Annotated in this window: 13 protein-coding genes; 9 read left to right on the forward strand and 4 right to left on the reverse strand. The window is 62.5% G+C overall.

The annotated features are described in order from the left end of the window. The first annotated feature begins 24 nt into the window (after nt 1-24). Entirely contained in the window at nt 25-1,230 is a 1,206-nt protein-coding gene (locus PGB28_RS00625; protein WP_271419530.1) for a UbiH/UbiF family hydroxylase, read from the forward strand. Nucleotides 1,231-1,236: 6 nt separating this feature from the next. Here the strand turns inward: PGB28_RS00625 and PGB28_RS00630 are convergent, their stop codons facing one another. The 3 genes from PGB28_RS00630 to ilvC all read right to left on the reverse strand — a co-directional run bounded on the left by PGB28_RS00630 (nt 1,237) and on the right by ilvC (nt 3,201). After that, nucleotides 1,237-1,485 carry a hypothetical protein gene (locus PGB28_RS00630; protein WP_271419531.1) on the reverse strand — a complete coding sequence of 83 codons (249 nt, stop codon included), beginning with the start codon at nt 1,483-1,485 and terminating at the stop codon, nt 1,237-1,239. Nucleotides 1,486-1,608: 123 nt separating this feature from the next. After that, nucleotides 1,609-2,073 (reverse strand): MAPEG family protein, encoded by a 465-nt coding sequence (locus PGB28_RS00635; RefSeq protein WP_271419532.1) that lies wholly within the window; start codon nt 2,071-2,073, stop codon nt 1,609-1,611. A 105-nt stretch (nt 2,074-2,178) separates the two neighbouring features. Then, on the reverse strand, nt 2,179-3,201 hold the full coding sequence (gene ilvC / locus PGB28_RS00640; protein ID WP_271419533.1) for a ketol-acid reductoisomerase: 1,023 nt from the start codon (nt 3,199-3,201) through the stop codon (nt 2,179-2,181). A 132-nt stretch (nt 3,202-3,333) separates the two neighbouring features. Between ilvC and PGB28_RS00645 the strand changes: the two genes are divergently transcribed. The 5 genes from PGB28_RS00645 (at nt 3,334) to PGB28_RS00665 (ending at nt 7,386) form a co-directional block, all read left to right on the forward strand. After that, on the forward strand, nt 3,334-3,789 hold the full coding sequence (locus PGB28_RS00645; protein ID WP_271419534.1) for an Lrp/AsnC family transcriptional regulator: 456 nt from the start codon (nt 3,334-3,336) through the stop codon (nt 3,787-3,789). A 217-nt stretch (nt 3,790-4,006) separates the two neighbouring features. After that, the gene (locus PGB28_RS00650; protein ID WP_271419535.1) at nt 4,007-4,465 is read left to right on the forward strand and encodes an Lrp/AsnC family transcriptional regulator; all 459 of its coding nucleotides are present in this window, start codon (nt 4,007-4,009) and stop codon (nt 4,463-4,465) included. A gap of 59 nt (nt 4,466-4,524) precedes the next feature. Beyond that, nucleotides 4,525-5,649: an aminotransferase class V-fold PLP-dependent enzyme gene (locus tag PGB28_RS00655; RefSeq protein ID WP_271419536.1), complete on the forward strand. Its 1,125-nt coding sequence runs from the start codon at nt 4,525-4,527 to the stop codon at nt 5,647-5,649. A 197-nt stretch (nt 5,650-5,846) separates the two neighbouring features. Next, nucleotides 5,847-6,413 (forward strand): hemerythrin domain-containing protein, encoded by a 567-nt coding sequence (locus PGB28_RS00660; RefSeq protein ID WP_271419537.1) that lies wholly within the window; start codon nt 5,847-5,849, stop codon nt 6,411-6,413. Between the two features lie 46 nt (nt 6,414-6,459). Then, nucleotides 6,460-7,386 (forward strand): DMT family transporter, encoded by a 927-nt coding sequence (locus tag PGB28_RS00665; protein WP_271419538.1) that lies wholly within the window; start codon nt 6,460-6,462, stop codon nt 7,384-7,386. A 56-nt stretch (nt 7,387-7,442) separates the two neighbouring features. Here the strand turns inward: PGB28_RS00665 and infC are convergent, their stop codons facing one another. Then, nucleotides 7,443-8,045 (reverse strand): translation initiation factor IF-3, encoded by a 603-nt coding sequence (infC, locus tag PGB28_RS00670; protein ID WP_271419539.1) that lies wholly within the window; start codon nt 8,043-8,045, stop codon nt 7,443-7,445. 150 nt (nt 8,046-8,195) lie between these two features. On the opposite strand from infC, the gene PGB28_RS00675 reads away from it, so the two are divergent. The 3 genes from PGB28_RS00675 (at nt 8,196) to PGB28_RS00685 (ending at nt 10,229) form a co-directional block, all read left to right on the forward strand. Next, a complete protein-coding gene (locus tag PGB28_RS00675) occupies nt 8,196-9,056 on the forward strand; it encodes a hypothetical protein (RefSeq protein ID WP_271419540.1) in 861 nt (286 codons plus the stop codon). Between the two features lie 131 nt (nt 9,057-9,187). Then, the gene (locus PGB28_RS00680; protein WP_271419541.1) at nt 9,188-9,598 is read left to right on the forward strand and encodes a VOC family protein; all 411 of its coding nucleotides are present in this window, start codon (nt 9,188-9,190) and stop codon (nt 9,596-9,598) included. A gap of 118 nt (nt 9,599-9,716) precedes the next feature. Continuing rightward, entirely contained in the window at nt 9,717-10,229 is a 513-nt protein-coding gene (locus PGB28_RS00685; protein WP_271419542.1) for a hypothetical protein, read from the forward strand. Nucleotides 10,230-10,249 lie beyond the last annotated feature (20 nt).

Here is a 10,249-nt window from a genome sequence, read left to right on the forward strand (position 1 = left end):
TCGACTGCGATATCGGAGGGCGCCATGGATCATGACATCATCATCTCGGGCGGCGGCATTGCCGGTCTGACCGCTGCAGCCGCATTCGGAACCGCCGGGTTTGACGTGCTCTGCGTCGATCCTGCCCCGCCGGTGACGACGCGGGACGCGGAAGGTTCGGACCTGCGCACCACGGCGTTCCTGCAACCGGCCCGCGATTTCCTGGACGCCGCGGGGCTGTGGGAGCGGCTGGCCCCCCATGCCATGCCGCTGGACACCATGCGCATCATTGATGCGGGCGGGGTCGAACCGGTGGCGCGGGTATCGCGCGATTTTGAAAGCACCGATATCTCGGACCTGCCCTTTGGCTGGAACCTGCCCAACTGGCTGTTGCGCCGGGAAATGGCCGCGCGACTGGACAAGATGGAGACCGTCGCCTTCCTGCCCGGCATGGCGGCAACGGGACTGTTTACCCGCACGGGCGAGGCGCGGGTGAGCCTGTCCAATGGCCAGACCCGCCGCGCGCGGCTGGTGATTGCCGCCGACGGGCGCAATTCCCCGATGCGCGAGGCGGCGGGGATCGCGGTGAAAACCAACCGGTTCGGGCAAAAGGCGCTGGCCTTTGCGGTCACGCACCCGATCCCACATGGCAATGTCTCGACCGAGATACACCGCAGCGGCGGGCCGTTCACGCTGGTCCCGCTTCCGGATTTTGACGGGCGGCCCAGCTCTGCCGTGGTCTGGATGGAAGAAGGGCCGAAGGCGGCGGCGCTGATGGAGTTGGACGAAACCGCCTTTGAAGCCGCCATGTCCGAGCGGTCCACATACCTGCTGGGCCCGCTCACCCTGGCGTCGCGCCGCACGCTCTGGCCGATCATCGCGCAGCATGCCGACACGCTCTATGGCGAACGGCTGGCATTGGTGGCAGAGGCCGCGCATGTGGTGCCCCCCATCGGGGCGCAGGGGCTGAACATGTCGCTCAAGGACATGTCCGTGCTGCTGGACCTGGCGACCGCCCGTCCCGGCGCGCTTGGCGATGTGGACATGCTGTCGGCTTACCATCGCGCCCGCATCCTGGACATCCGCGCCCGCGTGGCCGGGATTACCTTGCTCAACCGCACATCCATGCAATCCGCCCAAGCCATGCGTGACCTGCGCGCCGCAGGGATCACGGCTCTGCACGGGGTGGCCCCTGTTCGGCGTGCATTGATGCAGCTGGGGCTTGGCGCGCGCGGCTCGGATCGGAGCTAGATCACCTCAACGCCCGTTGTCATCGGGCGGATCGTCCGGATCGCCATTGGCCTGGTCGTCATAGTGCTGACGCAGCCGGCTGAACCGGTATCCTTGCGACCGAAGATTGTGGACATAGGTGCTCACCCCCTGCGTGCCGCCTTGGGCGAGCCCGGCAACCGCGCGCCCCCCTGCCCCCGGCGATGCTGGCGGATTCGCAAATGCGGTACTCGCCGATAGGCTGATAGCAATTGCAGTGAAAAAGAGTGTTTTCATCGTCTAATCCCCCTTGAAATCCAATAAAGGCACACTTTTTAAGGGAAAACGCGCTAAAATGCCAAAACCAGCTTAGTCCAGAGACGCAAATTCTCCAAACCGGGGCAGGTCTGACGTGCCAGCTTAGCTCAGCACCGTCACGAGAACATAGAGACACATACCGATCACGATCAGCGATCCGACGGTATAAAAGGTGGCGCGCACCTCGTGGTTCTGCGCCGTGCCATAGGCCCAGAAATGACCCGCACGGGCGAGGACAAAGCCATAAAACGCCAGCTGCGCCAGCCACAGCGCCGGATCACAGGCGACAAACAGCAGCCCCGCCACCAGAAAGCCCGGGATGTTTTCCAGATCATTGCGATGCATGCGGCGTGAACGGTCGACATAATCACTGACCTCCAGCTGCTCAGGCCGGGGATCAGGATTGAGCGGCGTCTGCCGCAGGTCCTCGGGCGAGACCAGCCCCGCATCGCTTTTCATCATGCGATAAACAGTCATCCAGCCCTGCCCCATGAGCTTGAGCACCATGAGCGCCGCCGCAATCGCGTAGGCCGCAAAGACCGGGTTCTCCAGATGAAACAGTGACATGACCCCTCCGCTTTTGCCCCGAGGCTAGCGGCCCATCACACACCTGTGCAACGAAAAAGCCCGGGCGCTTGGCCCGGGCTTCTCAGAACGTCGATCCGGTCGGGATCAGTTCTTTTCCTTGTCGACCATCTTGCCGGCCGAGATCCACGGCATCATGCCGCGCAGTTTCGCACCGGTCTCTTCGATCAGGTGCTCGTCATTGTGACGGCGCGAGGCTTTGATGGTGGGCTGGCCCACGGCGTTTTCGAGCATGAAGTCGCGGACGAACTTGCCTTCCTGGATGTCGGTCAGAACCGCTTTCATCCGGGCCTTGGTTTCGTCGTATTGCAGGATGCGCGGGCCGGTCACGTACTGGCCGTATTCAGCCGTGTTGGAGATCGAGTAATCCATGTTGGCGATGCCGCCTTCATAGATCAGGTCCACGATGAGCTTCACTTCGTGCAGACATTCGAAATATGCCATTTCCGGCGCGTAACCGGCTTCGACCAGGGTTTCGAACCCGCAACGGATCAGCTCGACCAGACCACCGCACAGGACGGCCTGTTCGCCGAACAGGTCGGTTTCGCATTCCTCGCGGAAGTTGGTTTCGATGATGCCCGAACGGCCGCCGCCGATGGCGGAGCAGTAGGACAGACCGATTTCCAGCGCTTTGCCGGTGGCATCCTGGTTCACGGCCACGAGGCAGGGCACGCCGCCGCCTTTGGTGTATTCGCCACGCACAGTGTGGCCCGGGCCTTTGGGGGCCATCATGATGACATCAACGCCGGGCTTCGGCTCGATCAGGCCGAAATGCACGTTCAGACCGTGGGCAAAGGCCATGGCCGCGCCGTCGCGCAGGTTGTCATGCACGTATTTCTTGTAGGTTTCGGCCTGAAGTTCGTCGGGCATGGTGAACATGATCACGTCACACCAGGCTGCCGCTTCGGCAATGCCCATGACCTTGAGACCTTCGGCTTCGGCTTTCTTGGCCGAGGGGGAGCCGTCACGCAGGGCGACGACAACATTCTTGGCGCCTGAATCGCGCAGGTTCAGCGCGTGGGCGTGGCCTTGGCTGCCGTAGCCGAGGATGGCGACCTTCAGGTCCTTGATCAGGTTCACATCGCAATCGCGATCGTAGTAAACGCGCATGATATCGCTCCGTCTTGAGGTTGATTGGCGGGCAATCTACGGGGAATGCGCCGAATATGCGCGTCAAAGCGATAATTTTTTCGCATTTTTTCGATTTATCTATTCTCCAAATTGGCGTATCTGCGTGAAATCATGCTTGACGATACGGACAGACGCATTCTTCGCCAGATGCAGGCGGCCCCGGATCTGGCGCTCGCCGATCTGGCGGACCGGGCGGGCGTGACGCCTGCCACCCTGTCGCGCCGGTTGGAGCGGATGCGCGAGGGCGGCGTGCTGCTTGGCAAACGGGCCGAGATCAACTGGCCCGCTTTGGGATATGCGGTCGAGGTCTCCTTGCGCATCACGCTCGACAAGACCCAGGGCAACGCCTTTGACAGCTTCATTGCCGCGGCGCGCGAGGTGCCCGAGGTGATCGAGATCCAGACCTTTCTTGGCCAGGTGGATGCGCGGCTTTCGGTGATCGCCCGCGACATCCCGCATTATCAGCAGATCTATCGTGATCGTATCCTCACCCTGCCACATCTGGCCGATATCGAGGCGCTGATGCATGTGGCGCGGATCAAGGATGAGGAGGCACTGCCGGTATGAAAGATGTGGAAGCCGCGCGATCGCCGACCCGCGGGGTGGCGGTCCATAACTGGTATTGGGCACGTTATGCTTGCAAAGCCCGAACAACATCCGTTCGTCGCGCTAGCGTCGGCCAAATCGCCGCCCCGGGGGGCGGGTCATGCCAAAGGCATGCCGCTGGCATGACGATCGCGCGGCGCCCTGCGGGCTTGATTCCGCGCGAGGGGATAGGATTCCAATGACCGATTTCGACGACACCGACCGCGCCCTCCTGCGCGCCCTGAGCCGCGACGCGTCGCAATCTGCCGGACAGTTGGGGCGTCGTCTGGGGCTTTCGCAACCCGCCACATGGCGGCGCATCAAACGGTTGCGCGACGCGGGCGTGATAAGCGGCACGCGACTGGTGCTGGACCGCGAAAAGCTGGGCTTCGGCGTGACGGTTTTCCTTGGCGTGAAACTCGCCACCAAGGGGCGGATCAGCCTTGAGGATTTCGAACGCGCCGTGACCGCGATCCCCGAGGTCCAGACCGTCGAGCATGTGCTGGGGCTTTATGATTACCGCCTGCGCGTTGTTGCCCGCGACCTCAGCGACTTTGAACGCGTCCTGCGCCGCCGGATCATGACCCTGCCCGGCGCGGGTCAGGTCGAGGCCAATGTTCTTTTGTCCGAGGAGCGCCGCCCCGGTCCCTTGGGCTGAGCGTATCGACAAACTCCGCCTGCCGCGTTAGCGATACCTCAACAAGAGGAGGTTTCGCCATGGCATTGCTCAACACCGTCGACCCCGAGGGGCTTGATGAATTCTCGGTCGTCTTCACCGACCGCTCTCTCAACCACATGTCCGTCACGTTCCAGCAGGTGATGAATGACATCTCCGCCATGCTGAAAGAGGTCTACAAGGCCGACGGCGTGGCGCTGGTTCCCGGTGGCGGGACCTTCGGGATGGAGGCCGTGGCGCGGCAGTTCGGGCAGGACGCCAAATGCCTTGTGGTGCGCAATGGCTGGTTCTCGTTCCGCTGGACGCAGATTTTCGACGCGGGCGATTTCACCGGCGAGAGCATCGTCATGAAGGCGCGGCGCACCGGGAACGAGGCCAATGCGCCCTTCGCCCCTGCCCCCATCGACGAGGTCACTGCGCGCATTCGCGAGGAAAAACCCGATCTCGTGATCGCACCCCATGTGGAGACATCTGCCGGGATCATCCTGCCCGACGACTACATCACCGCACTGGCGGATGCCGCGCATGAGGTTGGCGCGCTTATGGTGCTCGATTGCATCGCTTCGGGCTGTATCTGGGTGGACATGGCGGCGACGGGTGTCGATGTGCTGATCTCCGCGCCGCAAAAAGGCTGGTCCTCGACGCCCTGCGCGGGGCTGGTCATGCTGTCCGAACGCGCGCTGGCGCGGATGGAGGAGACCACGTCGAACAGCTATGCCGCCGATCTCAAGAAATGGCACCAGATCATGATGGCCTATGAGAATGGCGGCCATGCCTATCACGCCACCATGCCCACCGATGGCTTGCGCGCCTTCCGCGACACGATGGTGGAAAGCCGCGATTATGGCTTTGACAAGCTGATGGCGGCGCAACAGGACTTGGGCGACAAGGTGCGCGCCATGCTTGCCAAGCGGGGCATCACATCAGTCGCAGCGGAGGGGTTCGGCGCGCCCGGCGTGGTGGTGAGCTATACCAGCGACCCCGAGGTGCAATCGGGCCGCGCCTTTGCCAAGGAAGGCACGCAGATCGCCGCCGGGGTGCCGCTGCAATGCGACGAGGGCGACGGGTTTTCCACCTTCCGGCTGGGGCTCTTTGGGTTGGACAAACTCTATGACGTTGACGCCACCGTCGCACGGCTTGAGGCGGTGCTGGACAAGGCGCTTTGAGCGGATTCCCAGTCTGAAACAGCGGCGAAGCCGCCGCGCATCGTCGTACCGCCCGTCGCACCAAAGGTGCCCCACCAAAACTGGCCCGCCTTTGGCGGGACGGCACGGCGATGCGCTCAACTCCTTGCGACATCCGCACAGCCCCTGTGCGCCCCTGCAGGATTGTTACACCATAACAGCCCTCCCATCTGCGTTGCATGACACAGTATGATATTACCACAAGGACGGGCCTGCCCCCTGAGATGCAGACCCTCCTGCGGGAGCTGCCACGCGATGGCTGGCAGGATCACCCGCATTTCGCGCGCTCCATTTCCAACTGGATGGGGGCGCATGGGATGTTCCGGCAACTGGGCGATCTGGTCCGCGAGGATACGGAAACCTATCTGAACGGCGACGAGGACCCGCAACGCTATGCGGCGCGGCTGGCGCATTTCGGCAACCTGCTGGTGCGCAACCTGCATGGGCATCACGGCTGGGAAGATCACAGTTTCTTCCCGGAGCTTGAGGCTGCGGATCCGCGGTTTGCCAAAGGGTTGGAGATGCTGGAAACCGACCACGTGGCGCTGGACGCGCTGCTGGACCGGTTTACCCGCGCGGGCAATCGCGTGGTGCAACTGGCACAGCTTGACCCCGGACAGATCCGCGACGAGGCCGGTGCACTTCATGGCACCTGCGGCGAAATCAGCGGCTTCCTCAACCGCCATCTGAGCGATGAGGAAGACCTTGTCGTGCCGATCCTGCTGCATCATAAGCTGCGGGGTTGATCATTCGGCAGGGCGCAGTTGCGCCCTGCCCACCAGAAAGCAGACCATGACGCAATCCCCTGACATCACGGGAAAACATTGGTTGATGGTGGCCACGCTCGGGGTGACCTGGGGCGCGACCTTCATGGTCATTGAAATCGCCCTCACCGGGATCACCCCGTTCTGGCTGGCCGCCGGGCGGATCGGCTTTGCGGCAGCGCTGATGACGGTGATCTGGGCGCTGCGCGGCTTTCGGCTCTTTGCCCAGCGGCCAGGCGCGGGTGCATCCGCCATGCTGCTGCTGGTTGGTATGCTCAGCTCGGCCATTCCCTTCATGCTGCTCAGCTGGGGCCAGCAATTCGTGACCTCGGGCTTTGCAGGCGTGTCCATGGCCGCGGTGGCGCTGATGGTTTTGCCATTGGCGCATGTCTTCGTACCGGGTGAGCATTTGACCCTGCGCCGGATCGCCGGGTTTCTTATCGGCTTTGTCGGCGTCACGGTGCTGATTGGCGGTCAGGCCTTTGCCTCGACAGGTGCGACACAAGAGGGGCTGGGGCGGTTGGCCTGTCTGGGGGCTGCGTCGTGTTACGCGCTGTCATCCGTGTCCATGCGCCGCCTGCCGCCGGTGGACCCTTTCGGGCTGGCCACGGTGCTGCTGATCATCGGTTGCTGCCTCGTGATCCCCGCCGCATGGGTGGTCGAGGGACCGCCGCCCCTGCCCGATACCCGCACGCTCATGGTGATTGCCATGCTCGGGCTGATCCCGACAGCGGCAGCCAATGTCCTGCGGGTGCTGCTGATCCGCTCGGCGGGGCCCACCTTCATGAGCCTGACAAACTATATCGTGCCCGTCTGCTCGGTGCTGTTCGGCGCCGCCATTCTGTCCGAACCGCTGCCGCCCAGCCTGCTTATGGCGCTCACGCTCATCCTGTCGGGGGTGTTCCTGAGCCAATGGGGCGCGCTCAGACGGTTGTTTGGTCAAACCTCTGCCTGAAACGACAAACGCCGGGGACAACCCCGGCGTCTCGTATCTCGTCACGATGGCAGATGTTATTTCTGCGGCAGCGGCCCGATCATCATGATCATCTGGCGGCCTTCCATCTTGGGCATGTTCTCGATCTTGCCGATCTCTTTCACGTCCTCGGCCACACGTTCCAGCAACTCACGGCCAAGGTTCTGGTGCGCCATCTCGCGGCCACGGAACCGCAGGGTGACTTTGACCTTGTCGCCGTTTTCAAGAAACTTGAACACGTTGCGCATCTTGACCTCGTAGTCGTGGGTATCCGTGTTGGGACGGAACTTCACCTCTTTGACTTCGATGATCTTCTGCTTCTTGCGAGCCTCGGATTCGCGCTTTTGCTGTTCGTATTTGAACTTTCCGAAATCCATGATCTTGCAGACGGGCGGATTGGCATTGGGCGAAATCTCGACCAGATCAAGCCCGGCATCCTGCGCCATTTCAAGCGCGCGGCGGGGCGTGACAACGCCGACATTTTCGCCTTCGGCGCCAATCAGGCGGATTTCAGGGGATCGGATCTTGTCGTTGACGCGGGGGCCCGTATCACGGGTGGGCGGCGCGTTATGCGGTCTGCGGGCTATGGGTTTATTCCTTTGATGGTTCCCGAAATTTGAGCCTGCAAGGTAGATGGGCATTCGGCGTCTTTCAAGCGCAGAATCGGCTGAAATGCGCTGATCTTTCGGGTTTTCCCCTTGAAGCCGGGCGCGATGAGGCGCAAGTCACTCCCACACCTGCACGGGGCGGGTTTTGCACCGTGCGCTGATATTTTTTGAGGGGATGTTCGGATGAAGAATCTGATCTTGGTTGTCGTTCTGGCTGCGGCCGGTATTGGTGGCTATGTCTGGTATGACAGCCAGCAAAAGGCGGAAGCCGAAGCATCGGCAGCTGCGGCCGAGGAAGCGGCACAGAAAGCCGAAGAAGAGGCCGCCGCAGCGGCCAAGGCGGCCGAAGAAGCGGCTGCCAAAAAGGCCGAGGAAGTAGCCGCAGCCGCCAAAGCCGCAGAGGAAGAAGCCGCACGGGTCGCTGAAGAAGCTGCCGCAGCAGCGGAAGAAGCCGCGCGTACCGCAGAGGAAGAAGCTGCCGGCGTTGCAGAAGAAGCCGAAGCCGCGGCAGAAGAAGCCGCAGCCGCCGCTGAGGAAGAGGCCGCACGCCTTGCCGAGGAAGCCGCAGCCGCAGCAGAGGCCGCAGAGGCCGAAGCCGCGCGCGTCGCAGAGGAAGCCGCCGAAGCCGCTCGCGCCGCTGAAGAAGCCGCAGCAGAGGCTGCAGAGGCCGCTGAAGAGGCTGTGACAGATGCGGCCGAGGCCACAGAAGAGGTCGTCAGCGACGCGGTTGAAGCAACAGAAGAGGCCCTGACTGAGGCCACCGAAGCGGCTGAGGATGCTATAACGGACGCGACCGATGGCGCCGCAACGGACGCAACCGAAGAAGCCGCACAGGCCACCGGGGAAGCAACCGGCGAGATGTCCCTGGCCGATCTGATGACCGTCGAAAACTTTGACTATGACAAGGTGATCGAAGCCATCGAAAACTCCGACCTTGGCGCGCTCAAGAAAACCGCGATCAAAACCGCGATCGAGGGTGCCCGGGACAACCCGGAGATGCTCAAGGCCGCGCTGGAACAGGCCCGCGCCGCGCTCGACCTCTGAGCCGTAGCAAACCGTTCTGACATCGCCGCGCCCGGACCATCCGGGCGCGGTTTTTTAATGTCCGGCATCCGGGCTTGACCTTGGCCCTGCCCCGGCGAACACTCGCCACAAATAGCAAGGGGGACACCACCATGAAGCTGCACCTGCATCATATCAACCTGTCCACGGACAAGGTCGCCGAAATGGATGTGTTTTACCGCGATATCATGGGGCTGGATGTCCCGACCGAGGATGTGCCGACGCTGGAAAAGAACCGCGGTTATGCCGGGGACGTGGCCTTTGTTTCGGATGGGCATATTCAGACCCACCTTGCCCAGCGCGACGTGCAGGCCGGGTTCCGCACCGGCCAGATCGTGAACCCGGTGGCGCGCGGGCATATCGCCTATCGCACCGATGATCTTGCCGCGTTCAAGGCGCATCTGGAGGCCAAGGGCATCCCCTATTCCGATTGGGGACACGCGGCGGTCGCGGGCTGGCACCAGATCTTTTTCCATGATCCGGACGGCAACGTGATCGAAGTGCACGAAAAGCGCGAAGATTGACGCTGATCTAACCGAAGGGCAGACCGGGTCACGGCGCTGTCACTCAAAGCAACTGGACAGCCGTGTGTCGGAAAGATACGTTATAGAATAACATCACATTATTTGCGAGAAGACCCCAATGCGTATGTTTCCGGCGGTTTTGACCCTCTGCCTCCTGCCCACCCTTCCCCTATACGCGGGCGAAGGCCATGACGACCATGCACATGAGGCGCATGACGAGGATCACAAGGACGACATCCACCTGAGCGAAAAGGACGGTGTGCGCCTTTTGCACCCTTGGGGGGTCATGTCGCGCGACGGGCTTGAGGTCTATGTCACCCTCGAAAACGGCTCCGGCGGCACCATCACCATCACCGGCGGCGACAGCGCCCATGGTGATCTCATGCTCCTTGCGACCGATCCGGGCACTGACACGGTTGTTCCGGTGTCCGAGATGCCGGTGAGCGCAGGGGCCGAGATGGAATTTGCGCCCGGGGAACTGTTCCTGCGGCTGGACACTCCGCCGGATCTGCATGTGGGCGACGTGATCGAGGCGCATCTTGAACTCGCGCCGCTGGGCGAGATCGAGATGGATATTGAAATTTTCGCCCCCGGCACAACCGACCATCCGCATGCGGGGCACAACCACTGAACATTCCCCCTGCCCCGGAA

Source organism: Primorskyibacter aestuariivivens (assembly GCF_028023675.1).
Taxonomy (GTDB): domain Bacteria; phylum Pseudomonadota; class Alphaproteobacteria; order Rhodobacterales; family Rhodobacteraceae; genus Marinovum; species Marinovum aestuariivivens.